Source organism: Catenulispora subtropica, from assembly GCF_039531675.1.
Lineage (GTDB): Bacteria > Actinomycetota > Actinomycetes > Streptomycetales > Catenulisporaceae > Catenulispora > Catenulispora subtropica.
Window position 1 is genome coordinate 1 of sequence record NZ_BAAAQM010000040.1, and the last position, 19061, is coordinate 19061.

Sequence of the window (19061 nt, forward strand, 5' to 3'; positions counted from 1 at the left end):
GCCGCGACGGTCTTGACCGCCGCGGCGGCGGGTCCGGGCACCGGCGCGACCGAACCGCGTGAGGGGGCGGGTCCGGCGGCCGACACGGCGGCGATGGTCCCGGCGGCGACGAAGGCCGCGAACGCCAGCACGGGCGGGGCCCACGCCCAGCGCCGTCCGGCCAGATACAGCAGCGGTAGCGCCACGGCGACCGGTCCGGCGGCCACGGCGAGGACGACGGTGCCGCCGACGACGACGGCCCACGGGCCCCACGGCTCGGCCGCGCTCGATGGCTCGAGCCCGTCCCAGCGCCGGATGCCGCCGGCGAGCATGGCGAACCCGGCCAGCAGGGCGGCTACGGCGATGCCGAGAAGCAGCGTCAGCCGGTAGCCGGTGGCCGGTGTGTAGGTCAGGGTGACCAGGCCTCCGGCGCCGGCCGGGATCAGATAGCCCTGCTGCCAGCCGTCGAGCCGTACCGGCGTGAGCCGGTGGCCGTCCAGGCTCGCGGTCCAGCCCTTCGCCTGGTTCTCATGGACTTCGAGGTACGCGGCGTCGCCGGGACCGACGTCGAGGGTCCGCCGCTCCGCGTCCCAGGAGGCGATGTCTACGCTGCGCGGCTGGGCGCCCGTGGCCGGCGTCGAGGTGGCCGGCTCGGCCCCGGCGGCGGTCGTGGAGAGCGTCAGGTCACTGACCGCCAGCGATCCCCCGAACCCGGGTGCGGCGATCCGGTGCGTGCCCGCGCCCAGCTTCAGGGAGGCGTTGTCAGTGCACAGACGCACAGTCACGGGAGTCCGGTAAAGCAGGTCACCCAGTGTGCCGGACGCGGACGTGGGGTAGTCCCGGCCGTCGATCGTGATGGCCGGCCCCTGACCGCACGGCAGCTGGAAGGGCATGGACACGTCCGTCGGCGCCAAGCGCAGATCCGACAGCGCGGGGATGTAGATCTCTGACAGGCCGAGGGGCAGGTTCCGGTCGGCGCCGGCCACGGGGTCATAGAGCTGCACGTTCGCGATGGACGGGAAGGTGATGTCGATCCGGTCGGTCCGCAGGGCCGGGAACGTCACCGTGCCGTCCGGGCCGACCTGCGCGTCCCGGGTCCCCGCAGGGCTTTCGATATGCACGCTCAGCGGCGGCGCGGCATATCCCGCCGGGCTGATCAGCGTCATCTTGTCCAGAGTGCGCTCGTCCGGCCACGCCAGGTGGACCGCGGGGTGGTCGTCTCCGGCCAGCCATCCGGTCAGGTAGGAGCCGTCGGCGAGGTTCTCGGGCCGGAACGCCGGCAGGTCGCCGAGCGCCGGGCTGGTGGTGATGCGCAGGCCTGGGCTGCTGGCGAGCCCGAGCCTCGTGGTCCCGTCCAGGAACGCGTCCAGCGCCGGCCCGGCCGCCGAGACCGCGGCCAGCGACGTGCTGAACGTCGCCGGCGCGTCGAGGGTGAACTGCCGGTACAGCCCGGTCTCCGGATCGCCGGCGGAGTACAGCGTCTGGCCGATCGTCTGCCGGTGGAACGACAAAGTGAGGTCCCGTCCGGCCGTGGTGGTGTCGTGCGGCGCCTGGATGTACCGCGTGACGTGCACGCCGGGGACAGTGAGGTCGGTGATGCCCGCGCCGAAGCCGCCGGGGACGCCGCCGCGCGCGGCGTCGATCGTCACGCGCAGCCTCGTGGTCCGGCCCGGCGGGACGGCCAGCGGCTGGCTGTCGGGGGTCGCGGTCACGTCGTCGGTGACAGACCCCTGATCCGTGGTGACCCGCAGCCGGGTGGCGATCGGGCGCAGGACGCTGTCGTCGAGGAGCCGCACCCCGATCGGGGCCGACAGGTCGATCGGATGGTCGAAGGTGATCTGGAGCCACTGGCCGTCCGGCGTGCTCGGATCGCCTTCGGCCCAGGCGGTCCCCGGATCCGCGTCGAAGGCGTTGACCGGGTCGTACTGCGGGGATTGGAGCAGCCACGAACCGAACGTCGACGCCTGCACGGACGCCGCCCCGTCGAGCACGGCGGTGCTCTGATGGTCGATTCCGGAGAACGGCAGGATCTGCCGTGGCGGTTTGCCGGCGCTGCCGTCCTGACGGCCCGGCGGACTGGTCTCGGTGGCGGTGTAGGTGTAGGAGATGTTGTCGCGGGCCAGGCCGAACGTCGTGTCGGCCCGCCTCAGGCCGTCGGTGACCAGCAGCGGGGCCTGTGCACCGAGCGGGTCGGCCCCGGTCACGTCGCCGGTGAACCGGACCGCGCGGCCGTCGATCAGGCCGCTGTCCGCGGTCTGGAGCAACGATTCCGGTCCGCCGCTGGCCTGGACGGTGGCCGCCACCGGGAGCAGGCGCGCCGGCTGCGCCGGCCGGGCGGCCGGATCGGCGGCCTGGTAGATCTCGACCGCGTAGAACCGCTCGACGGTGGCGGCGACGCCCAGCGGCGTCCCCGGCTGGATCGGCGCGGCCGGCAGCACCGGGCCGAAGTGCGCCACTTGCACGAAGCCCGACAAGTCGAGCGTGCGGTGGATCAGGACCGGCGAGATGTAGTCGAACTGCTTCTGGTCGAGGTCGGAGCGGACCACGACGTACCGGATGCCGGCCCGGGCCAGGTAGGCGGGCAGCCCGGCGATCCTCTCGGCCGAGGCGAAGGAAGCCTCCAGCCCGTCGAGCATCCGCTGCCCGCCGGGGCTGCCGATCGGCGCGATATAGCGGTGCACCCAGGGCGAACGGCCCAGCGGCTCCAGCGGCTCGTCGATCGGCGAGCCCCAGCTGTAGAAGCCGTGCGAGGCCGCGGGTTCCAGGAGCGCGTCGGTGCGGGGGCTGTTCGCGGCGAGGAAGTCAGCGGTCTGTTTCCAGTAGTCCGGCACCGCCTTGAACGAACCGGATTCCAGGACCCGGCCGGACAGATACGGCAGTGCCGTCCCGCACAGCGCGGCCGCCGCGACAAGGGCGGCCACCAGCGACATCCAGGGGCGTACGCGGGGCGTTTCGACAGCGGCGAGCACATGAGCCGCGCCAAGGGTGAGCACCAGGCCGATCAGCGGCTCGAACTTGTAGACGTTGCGGAAGGGCGCGGCGGGGCCGTCGAGCAGACGCTGGAAGGCCCCGTGGAAGGGGCCGCCGAACGATCCCGCGTAACCGGCCAGCGCGACCAGCGCCGCGACCGCGAGGCAGGACCGCAGCCACCGGGCCTCCGGCAGATCGCCCCGCGCCACGCCCGCCAGCCCGGCCGCGGAGACCACCGCGGCGCCCAGGATCGCCGCCCACGAGGCCACCATCACCCAGCCGGCGATCAGGAACGGCGATCCGAAGTGCAGATAGGCGGTCCAGTTGCCCGCGCCGCGCAAAGCCGCCGTGGCCGACATGGTCCGGGTCGAGGTGCGTGCGGTCTCGATGTAGGGCAGGAAGTTGAATCCGTAGCGGCCCATGTAGAGCAGCGGGGCGAGCCACCACAGCACCGCGGCTCCGACGCAGGGGATCCACCAGATGATGAGGACCCTGCGACGTCGTCCCGGGGTGCGCGTCACGAGGAACAGGAACGGGGCGATCAACGCCAGCAGCGTGATCACACCGTTCACGCCGCCCATGCCCAGCACCGCCAGAGCCGAGCGCGCCGCGGCGGCGACCGGGTTTCCGCCTTGTGAGCCCTTGACCAGCGGAAGGACGGCCCACGGCACCAAAGCCACCGGGAGTACCGCCGCCGAGGTGGAACCGATCAGGATCGTGAACGTCGGCCACAGCGCATAGCAGACTCCTGCCACAAGCCGACCGCGCGGTGCGCCGATGCCGAGGGCCTCGGCGAGCCGCACCAGGCCCCAGAAGGCGGCGGCCAGGATGAGCGACATCCACAGCCGCTCGGTGATCCAGACCGGAAGGCGGATGAGCCGGGCCAGGCCGTAGAACGGCGCCATCGGGAAGGCGTAGCCGACGTACTGGTCGTCGAGCCGGCCCATCGACTCCAGCGGGTTCCACAGATGCCACAGCCGCCCGAGGAAGCCGGCCGGGTCGATGTCCACACCGAGCTTGGTGTCGAACACCATCCGGCCCGGCGCTTCGGCGAGCAGGGCGACGAGGGCGGACAACCAGGCGGCGAGCAGCCAGCGGCGGCCGGCCGGGCGGTCGCCCGGGTCCGGGGTGGCCGCACTGCCCGGCCGGGACAGGACCGTGCCGCTCGCGACGCTCATGCTCGTTCCTCTCGTAAGGACCGCGCCTGGAGACGCTATTGTCGTGTTGACACTTCGTCAATACGCTCGCTCGTATGAGTGCTGCGAAAGTTTCAGGGGCCCGGAGCACCCTGATCCGGCTGGCCCTCGCCGCTGTGGCCGGCTCCGCCGCGGCCTGGGGCGCCGCCGTGCTGATCGTCGCGGCCGGCGACCCGCGGCCGCAGGACCACCACGACCCGTTGTTCAGCTACCAAGCCCCCCGGTGAACCGTCTCGAGGACCGCGGCGGCGATGGCGTCCGGGCGGTCGATGGGCATCAAGTGGGCCGAGTCCGCGATCTCGCGGTGCTCGGCGGTCAGAAGCGCCGCCAGGTCGCGCTGGTGACGCCGCCAGGCGTGCACCGCTGTGGGATCGCTGCGCGGACCGGTCGCCGACAGAACATACGTCGGCACATCCGGCATCGGATGGGTCCGGCGCAGGCGGCCGAGTTCGGCGGACATGTCATAGCAGGTGACGCGTTCGATCATCGCCGCGGTGACCGTGGCGCCGTGGCAGAAGGCACCGTGGGCGTGCGCGGCATCGGCGGTCTCGACGCCGCGCCGGGACTGGGTCCGCACGCCGAGTTCCCTGAGCGTCGGGCCGAGGAACTGGCTCGCGCCGACGCGCTGTGCGATCGCGCCGCACGTCCGCGCGGCGCGCAGCTTCAGCTCGCGGTGCCGCCCGAACTCCTCGACCGGCTCACAGGCGGACTCCGTGAGCACGAGCCCTGCGGTGAGCTCGGGATACAGCCGGGCGAACGCCTCGCCGAACAACCCGCCGAGCGAGTGTCCGACCAGGATGTACGGTCCCGGCAGGCCGAGCCCGCGCAGCAGCGACCGCATCCGGTACGCCTCGCGCGCGGCGGTCGGCGCCCTCGGGTCGGGCGCGCTCCACCCGAGCCCCGGCCGGTCGAAGCGCACGACATGGCAGCGGCCGGCGAGCAGCGGCGTCACCGTGTCCCAGCTCAGCCACGCGCCGCCGAGTCCGGAGCACATCACGACGATCGGGCCGTCGACCGGGCCGGAGCGCACCACGTGCAGCACGACGCCGTCGATCCTGATGAACTCGCCCGGCGGCCGCGGCGGCCGGACCGGCTCCGCCGACACCTTCAACAGAAACGCGAGCATGGCCAGCAGTGTGACGGCATTATTGACGAATCGTCAACAGCGTCGTACGTTTCCCACCACTGTTCAGCGCAGTAGGACCGCCACCGACCGCACCGACCGCCCACCGGGAGTTCCCGTGCGCCGCCGATCCTTCGCCATCACAGCCGCCACGGCGATCGCAGCATTCTCCTTCACCCTCGTGCCGCTGCTGCGAATCTGGGTGCTGCCGCGGGTGGAACTGGCGCCGCTGGACATCGACTCCACCGATGTCAGCGTCGGAACCGGCACGTATCTGGACCCCGCGACCGGCAAGGAGGCCGGTCCGGCGCAGATCACGATCACCCGGCACGTCCTCGGCGACGTCGCCGACGGCGAGCACACCGGCTACGCGGTCTGGGACGTGGCCACCCGCACCGACACCCCGGCCACGATCTCCGCACCCGATCCCCGGCAGGCCTTCAGCTTCAGCGTGGACCGCTGGGTCTTCGACCGGCACACCGACGCCCCGAAGCCCTGCTGCGCCGATACTGTGCCGATCCCTGACCTCCCGGCTGCCGGGACCGCCTACCTGAAGTTCCCCTTCGAACTCGGCAAACATGACTACGAGGTCTGGGACGCCACCGCCAAGCAGTACTACGTCGCCCACTTCGACGGCACACAGACCGTCGACGGGCGCCTGCTGTACCGGTTCGCCGGCACGGTGCCCGCGGTCCGGATCGGCTCGATCTCCGTACCCGGCGGCGTCGTCGGCCTGACCACCTCGGACGTCGTGGCCGCCGACGAGTACTACGCGAATCCCCGCGAGATCACCCTCGTCGACCCCATGACCGGTGCGCCCATCGAGGGCAGCAGCCATCTGCGCGTCACCCTGCGCGCGCCGGGCGGGACCGCCGACGCGGCCGTCGCCCTCGACGTCGACGTCTCCTCCACCGCCGCCACGATCGCGGCCACCTCCGACCGCGCGGACCGGGACGACGCCAGGCTCGCCCTGGTCACCACGACCCTTCCGCTCGCCGCGTCCGGACTGGGCACCGCGGCCGTACTGACCGGCGTCGGGATGGCCGTGCGCGGCCGCTCCCGCCGACCGGACCCGCTTCCCGAACCCGTCGAAGGACTCGTCACGCCATGACGATCACCACCCGGGCGCCGGTCGCCCCCGCCCCGCCGCCCCCGGCCGTCGACCGCGTCACCCGCGCCGTCGCGACCCGCATCGCCGCCGCCGCGACCGGCCCCCTCACCCGGGTCCTGGTCGTCGGCGCGGGCGGACGCGCGGCCGTCGAAGCCCTGCGCGCCGGCGGCCGGGACAGCCGGGTCCTCGAACTGGCCCTGCGCCACGACGGCGGCCCGCAGCACGCGCCCGACGTGCTGGCGGACGGCTGCTGGCTGCCGCTGCCGGACCGCGTCGTCGACCTCTGCGTCTCCCGAACCCGGCTGGCGGCCGGCCCGGACCCGCTCGGCTATCTCGCGGAACTGATCCGAGTGACGCGGCCCGGCGGCCTGGTGGCCGTGATCGGCGATCCCGACGAGGCCAAGAGTCTGGGACGGCACCTGAAGACCCGCGACGACGTCGTCCGGATCCCCGGCCGCGGCCACGGCGCCCACCTGCTGCGCAGGCTGACATGAGGATCGCCTTCACTCCCGTCGACGAACTGGGCCGGGTCTTCGAACGGCGCGCCGAACCGAACACCATCCACTTCGAGGTCCAGGTCCCCGGCTCGATCGACGCCGACCGGCTGCGCCGCGCCGTGCGGGAGGTGCTGGCCGCCCACCCGCTGCTGCGCGCACGGCGTCATCCGGCCGGGCCGGCGCGCCGCTCCTACTGGGAGATCGCCGAGCACGCCGACCTCGATCCGCTGGCCGTGTGCGGCGGGAGCATCGACGCCGAGCGGGAGCGGTTGTTCGCCGAGCCGGTCGACCTCCGAAACAGCCCTCTGATGCGGCTGCGGCTGATCAAGACACCGGAGCGGGACGCCGTGCTGCTTGGCGCGCACCACGCACTGTTCGACGGCGTCTCGTGTCTGAGGCTGATGCGCTCCATCGTCGCCGCCTACTCCGGGGAACCCGATCCCGTGCCGCCGATCGACCCGCTGACCGTCCGCACCGCCACTGCCCCGCACGAGCAGCAGGCCGGTAAGCCCTCGCACACCCCGGTGGCCCCGCACCGGACGGCGAGGATCGCCGGCGACACACACTCCCCCGGCCCCGGCTACGGCTTCGCCCTGCGCGTTCTCGACCCTGAGCCGACCGCGGCCCTGAGCGCCGCGCGATGGCACGGGGCGTCGGTGAACGACGTGCTGCTCGCCGCGCTCTTCGAGACGGTCGCGGCTTGGAACCGGCGCCACGCGTCCGCCCACGACCGGATGACGATCACGATGCCGCTCAACGCCCGGCCGGCTCAGCATCGCCTGGAGTTCCTCGGCAACCTGTCGCGGATCGTGTCGATCGGCGTGACGGACGCCGACCGAACCGACTCGCGGCGCCTGCTCGATGCCATCACTCGACAGACCGATGAGGCGAAGCGGCACGCGAACCCGCGTCCAGCCGGGCTGGTCGGCGCGGTACTCGGCGCGGGCCGGCTGCCGTACACCCTCCGGCGCGCGCTACTGGCGGCGGGCCGGGTCGCCGCCGGTGCCGTCACCGACACGACCTGTCTGTCGAACATCGGGCGCATCCCCGGCTCCTTCTGTTTCCAGGGCGCCGGCGAGATCGATCGGCTGTGGGCCTCGCCGCCGGCGCCGATGCCACGCGGCCTTTCGGTCGGCGCGACCACGTACGGCGGTCGGCTCCACCTGACAGTCCGCCACCGTCACGCTCTCCTCGACACGTCCGCGGCCGACGAGTTCGCGACGCTGCTCGTCAGCAAGGTCCACAGTCTCGCCGCCGAGATCGCCGCCGTCACCGAAGCCACCGGAACGACCGGAGCCGTCGCATGACCATGACCACCCTGCGCGCCCTGTATGAGGACCCTGCGACCACCATCGCCTCAGGCCGGGATCGCACCGTTCGGCAGATCAGCATGCTGACCGAGATCGTCCGCGCCACCGGCCGCCCGATGCGGATCCTCGACGTCGGCTGCGGCGACGGAGCAGCCACCGCACAGGCCGCACGGGCCTGCCCCGGTCACGAGGTGATCGGGATGGACTGGTCCGCCGAGGCCGTGAAGCGGGCCCGCTCCCTCGGGCTCACCGTCATCCAGGGCTCGGTGGACGCCCCCGGCCTGCCGCTCGCCGACGCGTCGGTCGACGTGGTCGTGTTCAGCGAGATCATCGAGCATCTGATCGACACCGACGCCGCCCTCACCGAGCTCCTGAGGGTCCTGCGACCGGGCGGCACCCTCCTGCTGTCCACCCCCAACCTGGCCGCGTGGTTCAACAGGAGCCTGCTCCTCCTCGGCATCCAGCCACTGTTCAGCGAGGTGAGCCTGCGCGCCATCCACGGCCGCCCCGGCAGCGAAGTGGTCGGCCACCTCCACCTGTTCACCCGCCGCGCCCTGACCAGCCTCCTCACCACCAACGGCTTCCACGTGAACCGCATCGACGGCGCCACCTACCACGACGTGCCGCGCGGCTTGAAGACGCTCGACCGCATGTTCCGGCGCCGGGCGTCCACAGCCGCGATCCTGCTCATCGCCGCGACCAAGCCGCACCGCCCGGCCGACCCGCTCAAGTCCGGCCACCGCTAGACGACGGATAGGTGCCCCATGCCCCTGGACCCCGACCTGCTAGCCCTCCTCTCCTGCCCGATCGACAAAGGCCCACTGCTCTACGTGGAATCAGATACAGCCCTCTACAACCCGCGTCTGCGCCGCCGTTACCGCATCGTGAACGACGTTCCGGTCCTCCTGCCCGACCAGGCGCTCCCGGTCGACGACGCCGAACACGCTCGCTTGATGCGAGGTAGCAGCCTCAGGTGACCAGTCCAGGTGACCGCACTACAGTCCCGACGTGCCGTCAAAGCCGTCCCCGGGCATGAGCCCAGTGCGATTCAGCCCTCTTCGGCAACGAGCACGTCCAACATCGTGGCCACCTCATCCATCCACACCAGCACGCGATGTTCGGCCCAGGTAGCTGCGCAAGTTGTCGCGGCTGGTGGAGGCACCGAAGGCAAGCGTCGGCAACAGCGGGTAGCGAATCTGCGGACCAAAGCCTGTCGCGTAACCCCAGGGCGACGCATCGCCTGACCAGGAGGATCGCGATCGACACCGAACGGACCGCACTCCCGAGGACACGATATGCTGATCACATTGAGCACATGTGCCGCCGCAACAGACTCCTGACGCTCGCGTGGACGGCAACGACGCGAAAGGCCAGGCTATGGCCCGGGGGGACAGGCAGCCGCGCGGCCTGCGGGAACCGTCCAGCTGCACTGCGACAGGCTCTACTGGGTCAGAAGACGAATCCGACCAGCACATCGTCCTTCGGTTCGCGGAGGAGAACTTCCCAGATTGCTTCGCGCTTTATGGGAACCTCCTGTCCTGGGACACCGCATGGAAAACGGTCCTGGAACCCGGCTCGGAGTACTGGACATGGTTTGCCGGGGGCCAGCTCAATGTCTCTTTCAACTGTGTGGACCGCCATCTGGCACACGACCGGAACAAGGCCGCGTTCATTTGGGTGCCGGAGCCCGAGAGCGACGGCCCACGCGCGATGACGTACCAGGTGCTATTCCGGAAGGTCAATGAGTTCGCCGCGCTCTTGCGCGACACGTTCGGGGTGACCGCCGGCGACCGCGTCGCGATCCACCTGCCGACGGTTCCGGAACTACCGGTCAGCATGCTCGCCTGCGCGCGGCTCGGTGCGATCCATTGTGTCATCGATCCTGAAACGGATCCCGAGGGGTGCGCGACGCAGATCACCGATTCAGGCAGTCGCGTGGTGGTCACCATGGACGGCAAGTACCGGGCGGGCGAGCTGTGCGATCACAAGGCAGTCACCGACGATGCTCTCCGCATTGCGCGCACGCGTGGTCACGCGGTAGAGAGTGTGCTGGTCTGGCGGCGCTGGCCGCGGGAGTACAGCTCACGTGCAGACATGGTCGAAGGTCGCGACTTCTTTTGCAATGACGCAGTGACAGACCATCGTGGCAAGACCGTCGAGCCCGTCCCGATGCCTGCAGAAGCGCCGTTGTTCCTGCTGTATGCCGACACGGTCGCTGGACCGAGCGGGTATCAGTACAGCACGGCGGGCTACCTCGCGTATGCGGCAGGGATCTGCAAGTACTACTACGACATACACATACCCGACACGCACTGGTGCGCAGCCGACCCAGGTGGCCTGACCGGTCATACGGCATTGATATACGGGCCATTGGCTCTCGGCGCGACCAGCGTGCTCTATGAGGGGTCTCTCACCTATCCCGACGCCGGTCGACCCTGGCGGATCGCCGAACGGCATGGAATAACAGCCTTCCATGCGGATGCCGACGCGGTCGAGCTTCTCCGACGACTCGGACCCGCGGAGCCGGCAAGGTACAGACACGATTTCAAGCACATCGGAGTCTTCGGCACGCAACTGGCGCCAGATACCCGGCGTTGGTTCGACGAGACCGTCGGCCGGCGCCGTGCCGCACTGACCGAAACGTGGTGGGAGCACGAGGCAGGCGGCCTCCTCGGCGGTGTGGCGCCCGCGTTGCATCCGGTCTCTCCCGAGGACCATTGGCCTCTGGCTCTCGGCCTGTACGGCGCCGTCTACGACGACCAGGGACGGATGATGGAACCGGGCTCCGGCCTGGTCGGCGACATCTATATCCGTAGGCCGTGGCCGGGCATGCCGCAGACCATCTGGGGCCGACCAGAACGGTTCCGGCAGATGCACCTCGGCGGTGAGCGCCACGAGCGGTTCTTCACGGGACGCCGCGGCACGCAGGATTCGGGCGGCTGCTATCGCATCGTCCCAGAGTGAAGGCTACGACCTTGGGATACACACCTGATGAGAACCGTTACCGACGGAGTCACTATCGACGTTGCGGCGCTTCCGGCCTGAAGCTTCCGGCGCTGTCGCTCGGACTCTGGTACAGCTTCGGCGACGACTTCGCACTGGACAACCAGCGCAGCATCATCTGCCGCGCGTTCGACCTCGGCATCAACCATTTCGACCTCGCCGACAAGTACGGCAGGCCGGACGGCTCGGCCGAGGAGAGTTTCGGTCGCATTCTGCGGACAGAACTCGCCGCGCACCGTGACGAACTCCTGATCTCCACCAAGGCGGGGTACCCGATGTGGCCTGGCCCCTACGGCGGTGGAGCATCACGAAAGCATCTCCTCGCCGGCCTCGATCAGAGTCTGCGCCGACTGGGCGTGGACCACGTCGACGTCTTCTACTCTCATCGCCCGGATCCGGACACCCCGATCGAAGAGACGATGCTCGCGTTGTCCACCGCGGCGCGTCAGGGGAAGATCCGCTACCCAGCGATCTCGTCCTACTCGCCGGAGGGCACCCGCCATGCGGCGCAGATCCTGCACGAGCTGGGTACGCCTCTGCTGCTGCACCAGCCCGAGTACTCCATGCTCAATCGCGGGATCGAGCGCGATCTCCTTGACACAGTCGCCGAGCTGAACATCGGCTGTGCGACGTTCTCTCCGCTCGCCCAAGGCGTCCTGACTGGCAAATACGGCGACGGAGTACCCGATGGGTCTCGTGCCGGGCAAGGCAGGTCGCTGTCGCTGCAGAAAGTCGGCGATGAGACGCTGGCCCGCGTTCGTGCTCTGCGCCACGTCGCGTCGCGTCGTGGGCAGAGCCTGGCACAGCTGGCGTTGTCGTGGGCCCTTCGTGACGACCGAATAACAAGCGTGATCATGGGCGTCAGCAGCGTGCAGCAGCTCGACGAGAACTTCGCAGCGCAGAAACGGGCTGAGTTCACCGATTTGGAGCTGAAGGAGATCGACGACTGTCTGAGCGCTCCGTCATGAGCGAGGCTTGCGCAGAGTCTGGATGACAAGCCGGTTCTCGATCGTCCGAACGTCGTGCTGGCGCAGGAAGTCGGCGGCCTCGGCACCGTAGACGAAACCGAACACCCGGGCGGCCTCGTCCCCGTCGGGGAACTTCCAGTCGGCACGGATGGGAGTCGAGACGAATCCGAATTCGTCGCTCATCCAGCGGATGAAACGCAGTTTGCCCCGGCTCCACTCGGCTCCGTCCGCTCCGAGAACGATCTCGCTGAGCTCACCACCGTAGTTGTCAGGCGCGGGGGTGAGCGAGAACAGCCATCCACCCGGTCGCAGCACCCGCAGCAATTCGGTGACTGCGAGAGCGCGCTCGGCGAACCTGCTCTCCGACACGTCGGCGGAAGCGTGTCCAGGCGTGCTGAAGTCACGCGCGGCGATCGCCGAGATCGAATGCGCGGCGAGGACGACATCGACAGTCGCATCGCCCAGAGGGACCTTCTGCGCTTCGGCCTGACCGGTAACGATGTTGGTGGCGCCGAGTTCGCGAGCACGGCGTTCCGCGACCTCGATGAGAGGCAGGCAGGGATCGAGGCAGTGGACGAGTGCGGCTTCGGGGGCGAGGCAACGCGCGTACTTTCCGGAGCCGCCACCGATGTCGAGAACGACCTTTCCGGCGAGATCGACGTGGCCGCTTACATGAGCCATCGTATCTGTGGGGTCCTGAGCCTCGGCGAATTCGTCATATCGCTCAGGAAACTCATTATAGAGGCGATTCCAGTCACGCTCGATCGTCGTCACGTTCTCGATCGGCATCATGCCCTCCAATGTCATGGTTGTCGACGGTCATCCGGCTGGCTGTTCCGCCGCCGGATGCCGCTCGAGATGGTCGAAGGCTTCGGCCGCCGACGCGGCCCAGGAGAGGACGTTCATCGACGCGGTGCGGGAGAACCCCAGGTCGACCAGGCGGACGACGAAGTCACGCAAGGGTGCGAAAACTCCCTCGGCGTCCACAACCGCGATCGGCTTGTAGTGAGTGCCCAGCGTGCGCCCGCTCCACACTTCCAGTAATTCCGTGAGAGTACCCAGACCACCGGGCAGGACCAAGAACGCATCCGCGCGGCGGCCTATCTCCCGCTTCCACTCCCAGATGTCGTCTGTCACGAGTGCGTCATCCGGCAAGTCGTCGAGGCAGCTCCGCTCCATGATGACGCGGGGAACGATCACGTCCACGTGCGCACCACAGTGTCGTGCCGCCTCGGCGACGGCGCCCATGCAGGAAACCAGCCCACCGCCGACAATGACGGAGTACCCGCGTAGGGCGGCCTCCCGACCGACACTTGCGGCCTGCCGGAGATGGCGATCCCCGATGCCGACGTTCGAGCCACAGAACACACCGACAGTGGGCATCCTCCGGCGCCCCCTCTCTCCTGAGCGAATCTTGTGTCACCTGCGGGCGATTCCGCGCCAGACTCGTTTGAACGCCTGGCCCGTATCCGGGTCCAGGATCTCGACAAGCGCCAGCTCCACGTCTGCCCAATCCGACAGCAGCTCGCGCAGGTAAGCTTGCGAGAAGAAGCGGACGGTCTGTCCGGATTGCTCCAGCACGTAATTCTCCTCGAGCTCGCGCGCCACCGGCCGCCGGGCTTCGCGCAGTTGACGGTCTTCGACGGCATTCACATGGAACAGGAACAACCCGCCTGGTCGGGTCACTCGGCGCACTTCGGCGAAAATGGCACGAGTCACCTCGTCGCCGAACATGTGCAGCGCGACGTTGGACATCACCGCATCGAACTCGTCGCCGACAAAAGGAAGACCGCCAGAGATGTCCATGGCCATGAAGTCGACCATCGAGCCGTATCGTTCCCTCGCCCACCCGATCGCCTCGGTGGAGAGGTCGACTGCCGTCACAGCGATGTCGTGCTGTGCGATCCGCATCGCGTCGTTGCCGCTACCACAACCGAGCTCAAGCAGGCGGCGAACATCGTGGTCGCTCAAGGGGGCGATGAACGGCGCGACCCACTCCTCGCCCCAGTCCAGATCATCGCCCGCTTGTCGCAGCTCTCGAAAATACGAGTTCCAATAATCAACCCCTGCATGTGTCATGCCGATACCCTACCGTGACGGCGAAGACGCCCTCCGGCCGAGGACATCCACGCGTGGGTGAAGTCCACAGATAAGTGTCCTGCGCCGGAAATCCGCTGCGGAAATCGACTCCAGGAACGACCTTGGCGGCGCCGGTGCCTCGACCGCCGCGCGGCCAAGCTGAACAGCCACGACCAACCAGGTCGAGGCAGTTCATCCGACTTGCCAGGCCCGCCCCTGAAGCCGATTTCCATCACCTTCACACCACAAGCTCGCCTCAGCCGTCGGGCACCGGATTTCCGGCGCAGGACGCTAGAGCAGGTATCCACGATTTGCCGCAAGCAGCTTTGGCATCGCGTCATTCACGAATCCCTCGATGAACTCACGTCGCCTCAGCGACTCTGTTTCGGACAGGACGGGACCGTTGCGCCTGTCCAGCAAGGCCATGCTGGCATCCCGCAGAGGTGGCAAACTGGCGCTGCCCACATCGCCGAGCAGCCTGAATTGCATGACCACAAACGGGCGGTCTTTCTCTGATGGGCTGGAGCACAACGCGATGGAGTAGTCGAGTCCCGCCAGTGTCAAATGCCGCGCGGCCGCCACCGCGTCCGAACGGAAGAGCAGCATGTCCGCTTCGGATACGTCACGCAGGCGCGATACGAGTTCGTGCACGAGCCGACGAGTATCGCTTCCCAGCCATGCGATCCGGCCGAGGCTTTCCCAGATGGCCGCCGGATCGAGCAGCTTCTCGCGCTTCCACTCGCTAGGGACGTGAGGCCGGCCTGTCACGGCCGTGTAGATGGCCTTGTACGCGTCCTCCGCCGACGTGTGCAGCCGCCGAAGCAGCCTGTCGAAGCGGGCCTCGCCAAGCGAATGCCATCCGTCGAGGCGCACCTTGAGTCCGGGCGGCAGCCGCCTGTCGATGTCGAAGCCGACATCGACAGGCATGACCTTGTAGCCGTCGGCCTCCGCTCCCAGGCGATCGCGCATGATGCGCGGTCCCAAGTAGGCCAGAGGATCGAGCATTCTGCGGCGCGTGTAGACATCTGCTATCGACCCGAGGGGCACCGGCTCGATGCCGGCCAGATCACTACCCGGCCAGCAGTTCATGTGGAGATGAAACCGCTTGTCATAGAACTGTCCGTTCTCGCGGTCCACCGTGTCCCTCGAATAGTTGAAGACCTGGTGGACCTCGGCTTCGGCGAGCTGGAAGCGGTGACTGATCTCGGGTCTTGCGATGTACTCGCGGAACGATGAAGCCAAAGCCCAGACGACGCCCGAAGTCTGGTCGTCCAGATCGGCGCAGGAACCGCGGACCTCGTCGTTGGCCACCAGGAGCATGATGTCGAACCGGCTGTGCGGAAAGGCCTTGTCGATGATCGCGACCGTCTCGTCCGTGCCGCGCACTCGGATCCGCGCCACTACCCGGTTCGTGTAGTAGCTCGCCACCGTCCTGCGGTTGAGTTCGCGCACGGGTGGGTCCGGGACGCGCGGCACGGGAAAGCGCGGAACCACCGGCAGCGCCTCGACTCCGAGCGGATGAACCGACGAGAATGTGTCCGGCAAGGCATCTACCTCCTATGGGTTATGACCTGGACGTCCCTGGCCGATTCCTGTGAGCTGAGAAGCGTCGTCAAACCCGAGATCATGGTCGAGAACTGGATGCCGGTGACGTGACCGGCCTGGGCCTGCAGATCTAGATGAACACCGCCGCCGGCGGCGGACTGGCGCACATCGAGCACAACGGGGAACTTGGGCACCGGCGCCGGATCGACGAGCGGCGGGAAGACCTCACTGCCCAGCCGCAGCACGGGCAGTCGTCCCACTGCCAGCATCGCATCCGGCGGCTGCCGGTCGGTGGTGGCAGTGGCACGGAGATGACGGACAACCGAGCGCAACGAGGGCGCTGACGGGCCCAGCCACCGGCCCAGCCAGCGCATTGCATCCCGGGCTGTCGCCAGGACATCGCCTGGATCGCCGACATGGAGTCGCAAGAGTGCCGTGTCGATGCCGTACCCGCTGACACGGAAGTCCTCGGGTCCCAGCCTCCGGGATCGTGGTAAACCGATGATAGGAGCCTGGCCGGGCCAGCACTGGTCGAGGATGATCGCGAGCACTGCGGCGTACATCGCCACGTCGGTCACGCCCTCCCGCCTCCACCAGGCCGTCTGTCGGTGGTGATCGGCGGCGGGAATGTCCAGCAGCGCCCGATGGTGTGATCCGACGTCGTCGACGTCAGGCCCCCACATCGTCGGCAGACCGCCCTCGGCCAGTTCCGTCGCGAAGGAGCGCGCCGCTGCCGCGGATTCGGCCGTACGATCGGCGACCGTCAGGTCAACGGCCAGGTCGCAGAAGGTGCGGCCGCCATAGCCCGCCGCCGTGTCCGGGGTGGCACCGGCGAACGCCGACTCGACGTCGGCCAGGAAGAGCTCGACCGAAACGTCGTCAACCACCAAATGGTGCCAGGCGAGCACGAGGAACAGTCCCTCAGCTGCGCAATCGACGATGCGCATCTCACACAGCGGTGCCCCTGGCGCGGCGAGCCGCAGCTTGACTTCGTCGATCGAGGTCCGCAGAGTCCGGCCGGTCATGGGCAGGATGGGCACCGGATGTGCGGCAAGGATGATGTCCGGGCCGGCCTCACCCATCTCAAGACGCGCACCGAAGACCGGGTGCGCAGCTGCAGCGGCGTGGAGTGAGGCGACAAGCCGCTCGCGGTTCACATCAGAGGGTAGAGCGAAGCACACCACCTCCAGGTACATGCCGCGATCGCCCGTGATCTGCTCGTGCGCCCAGATACCCATCTGACCGGGGTGCAGCGTGGAGCGCATCGCACCTGGCTTGGTGTAGTGCGCAGGCACGTCAGCCATTCGCAAGCCGACGAGATCGTCGACCCCCGCCGCGCTCAACACGTCGGCGGCGGTGATGCTGAGGCGGGTCTCAGCCCGAATCAAACTTGCCAGCTTCATCGCGTCCAGAGACGTCCCGCCCGCGGCGACGAAGCCGAGTCCGTCATGGCCGGGGCCGAGAACGTCGCACCAATGCCGAGTGATGATCTGCGCAATGCCCTCTCCCGGCCGTGGCAGCTGTCCCGTCCGGCGGGACGCAAGATGGGCAAGCGCGGTACGCCGCAGCCCCTCTTCGTCGATCTTCCCGGCATCGGTCTGAGGCATGTCCGTCAGCGTGATGATCCGGGCAGGGATCGCATACGGCGGGAGGCGGTCGGCCAATGCCTCCCGCACTGAGGCCTCGTCGAACTGAGCCGCCGGAACCACGAACGCCACAAGCACCGTTCCGGTGGGGTCGGCAACCGCCATGACGTGCGCGCCGGTGAGCCCCGCGACCCGATGCAGAGTCGTCTCCACCTCGGCGGGCTCGAGCCGATAGCCGCGGATCTTGATCTGCCGATCTCGCCGACCGACGAACATCAGGTTCCCGTCCGGGTCGCGGACCACGACGTCCCCTGTGCGGTATGCCGGGCGCCCCGCCCACTCTGTGAATCCGCCCAGTTCACCGTTCAGGTATCCACGCGCCACCCCACGGCCGACGACAACGAGTTCGCCCGCCACGCCGTCGGCTACCGGCAAGTCGTCCTCGTCGACGACGAGAAGCTCGCTGCCGGCGATCGCGGTACCGATAGGCGTGCGCTCTCCGGGATCAGGCGACCAGGCCGCCGTGACCAGAAACAGACTGCAGCATACGGTGGCCTCCGTCGGTCCATAACCGTTGATCACTGCGAGCTGTGGCCGCGCCTTCACCAGGGACGCCAACAGGCGACCATCGATGGGCTCCACGCCGACCAGAGCCCGTCGCAGTCCCTCAGGAAAGACGAGGCCGTCGACCGCCCGGTCAGCAAGCGTGCCGACGAACGCCGCAGGAACGAATGCGCTCGTGACTCCCACCTGGGCGAGGTGGTCGAGGAATGCATCAGCGTCCAGCCGGGCGCGATCTGGCACCACCGCGACACAGCTGCCACCGGCGATTGCGCTCCAAACCTCCCAAACGGAGACGTCGAACCGCGGGCTCGTCCACCAACTCGACACAAGTGGGCGTGGACGGCCCGCACGCTCGTCGACGGCGTCAAGGAGGTTGAGGATCGCCGTGTGTGTCACCTCGACGGCCTTCGGCATCCCAGTACTGCCCGACGTGAAGGCCGCATACGCGACATCATCGGCCCCTGAAGCCCTCGCGCGATCGATGCCGGACAGACATGACGGTGAGAGATGGTCGGTCTCGCCGGGAACGTCGACGTACACCGCGAGCCCTTCCGTGACGCCTTCCGCATCAGCCGCGACGACGACGGCGGCCGGCCGACACAGTTCCACCAACAACCGTCGGCGTCCAGGAGGATCGGCAGGGTCGATATGGACGTAGGCCGCGCCGCACGCCATGGCCGCCAGGTAGTACGTCACAGCATCGGCACATCGCGACAGGATGACGGCAACCCGGTCACCGGAGCCGACGCCACTGTTTGCCAAGCGTTCGGCGCGGACCGCCGCCGCCGCGCTCACCTGGGCATAGGTGAGTGTGCGACCGCCCTCACGGACGGCCGGGGCGTGCGGCTGGCACGCAACCTGAATGAGGAACCTGTTAAGAAGTGTGTTCGAAACATGACAGGGCTCGTCCATCGATCCTCCCCGTTCCTGCGCGTGTCCCCGCGCACGGATGCTCGTGACTTCGGGGGCGAGAATTTCAAGATCGATCTCCGGGAGTATACATCGCTGCGTCGTACGACCGGCCCGCAGCCGACCCGACCACCACGGTGATGACAGCGCACTGACAGTAACGGCACTGCCCCGCAATAGGACTTGATCGCCTGCCGTGCGCTGCCTAGACTCAGATGGCT

Annotated in this window: 15 protein-coding genes; 8 read left to right on the forward strand and 7 right to left on the reverse strand. The window is 68.6% G+C overall.

Features of this window, described 5'->3' with window-relative positions; all coding sequences use genetic code 11:
• A partial coding sequence (locus ABD466_RS29005; protein WP_344660374.1) for an alpha-(1->3)-arabinofuranosyltransferase domain-containing protein occupies positions 1 to 4127 on the reverse strand: 4127 nt, incomplete at its 3' end.
• A gap of 74 nt (positions 4128 to 4201) precedes the next feature.
• On the opposite strand from ABD466_RS29005, the gene ABD466_RS29010 reads away from it, so the two are divergent.
• Positions 4202 to 4372 carry a hypothetical protein gene (locus ABD466_RS29010; protein WP_344660375.1) on the forward strand — a complete coding sequence of 57 codons (171 nt, stop codon included), beginning with the start codon at positions 4202 to 4204 and terminating at the stop codon, positions 4370 to 4372.
• On the opposite strand, the gene ABD466_RS29015 is transcribed toward ABD466_RS29010, so the two are convergent.
• On the reverse strand, positions 4354 to 5271 hold the full coding sequence (locus ABD466_RS29015; RefSeq protein ID WP_344660376.1) for an alpha/beta fold hydrolase: 918 nt from the start codon (positions 5269 to 5271) through the stop codon (positions 4354 to 4356). The genes ABD466_RS29010 and ABD466_RS29015 overlap by 19 nt on opposite strands.
• 115 nt (positions 5272 to 5386) lie before the next feature.
• Here ABD466_RS29015 and pgfA point away from each other — a divergent pair, with 115 nt between their 5' ends.
• The 7 genes from pgfA to ABD466_RS29050 all read left to right on the forward strand — a co-directional run bounded on the left by pgfA (position 5387) and on the right by ABD466_RS29050 (position 12157).
• On the forward strand, positions 5387 to 6379 hold the full coding sequence (gene pgfA, locus ABD466_RS29020; RefSeq protein ID WP_344660377.1) for a cell envelope lipid trafficking protein PgfA: 993 nt from the start codon (positions 5387 to 5389) through the stop codon (positions 6377 to 6379).
• Positions 6376 to 6873 carry a class I SAM-dependent methyltransferase gene (locus ABD466_RS29025; protein WP_344660378.1) on the forward strand — a complete coding sequence of 166 codons (498 nt, stop codon included), beginning with the start codon at positions 6376 to 6378 and terminating at the stop codon, positions 6871 to 6873. The genes pgfA and ABD466_RS29025 overlap by 4 nt, the downstream gene beginning before the upstream one ends.
• Positions 6870 to 8183, forward strand: a complete 1314-nt coding sequence (locus ABD466_RS29030; RefSeq protein ID WP_344660379.1) for a condensation domain-containing protein — start codon at positions 6870 to 6872, stop codon at positions 8181 to 8183. The genes ABD466_RS29025 and ABD466_RS29030 overlap by 4 nt, the downstream gene beginning before the upstream one ends.
• Positions 8180 to 8932 carry a class I SAM-dependent methyltransferase gene (locus ABD466_RS29035; RefSeq protein WP_344660380.1) on the forward strand — a complete coding sequence of 251 codons (753 nt, stop codon included), beginning with the start codon at positions 8180 to 8182 and terminating at the stop codon, positions 8930 to 8932. Before ABD466_RS29030 ends, ABD466_RS29035 begins: the two co-directional genes overlap by 4 nt.
• An 18-nt stretch (positions 8933 to 8950) precedes the next feature.
• Complete coding sequence (locus tag ABD466_RS29040; protein WP_344660381.1) at positions 8951 to 9163, forward strand: Trm112 family protein; 213 nt, start codon at positions 8951 to 8953, stop codon at positions 9161 to 9163.
• Positions 9164 to 9533: 370 nt separating this feature from the next.
• Complete coding sequence (locus ABD466_RS29045; RefSeq protein ID WP_344660382.1) at positions 9534 to 11150, forward strand: AMP-binding protein; 1617 nt, start codon at positions 9534 to 9536, stop codon at positions 11148 to 11150.
• Entirely contained in the window at positions 11147 to 12157 is a 1011-nt protein-coding gene (locus tag ABD466_RS29050; RefSeq protein WP_344660383.1) for an aldo/keto reductase, read from the forward strand. The genes ABD466_RS29045 and ABD466_RS29050 overlap by 4 nt, the downstream gene beginning before the upstream one ends.
• Here ABD466_RS29050 and ABD466_RS29055 read toward each other — a convergent pair.
• The 5 genes from ABD466_RS29055 to ABD466_RS29075 all read right to left on the reverse strand — a co-directional run bounded on the left by ABD466_RS29055 (position 12152) and on the right by ABD466_RS29075 (position 18843).
• Complete coding sequence (locus ABD466_RS29055; RefSeq protein WP_344660384.1) at positions 12152 to 12949, reverse strand: class I SAM-dependent methyltransferase; 798 nt, start codon at positions 12947 to 12949, stop codon at positions 12152 to 12154. The two genes, ABD466_RS29050 and ABD466_RS29055, sit on opposite strands and share 6 nt — an antisense overlap.
• Positions 12950 to 12976: 27 nt before the next feature.
• The gene (locus ABD466_RS29060) at positions 12977 to 13540 is read right to left on the reverse strand and encodes an LOG family protein (protein ID WP_344660385.1); all 564 of its coding nucleotides are present in this window, start codon (positions 13538 to 13540) and stop codon (positions 12977 to 12979) included.
• A 36-nt stretch (positions 13541 to 13576) separates the two neighbouring features.
• A complete protein-coding gene (locus tag ABD466_RS29065) occupies positions 13577 to 14236 on the reverse strand; it encodes a class I SAM-dependent methyltransferase (RefSeq protein ID WP_344660386.1) in 660 nt (219 codons plus the stop codon).
• Between the two features lie 291 nt (positions 14237 to 14527).
• Positions 14528 to 15781: a hypothetical protein gene (locus ABD466_RS29070; RefSeq protein ID WP_344660387.1), complete on the reverse strand. Its 1254-nt coding sequence runs from the start codon at positions 15779 to 15781 to the stop codon at positions 14528 to 14530.
• A 5-nt stretch (positions 15782 to 15786) separates the two neighbouring features.
• Entirely contained in the window at positions 15787 to 18843 is a 3057-nt protein-coding gene (locus tag ABD466_RS29075) for an AMP-binding protein (RefSeq protein WP_344660388.1), read from the reverse strand.
• Between the last annotated feature and the right edge of the window lie 218 nt (positions 18844 to 19061).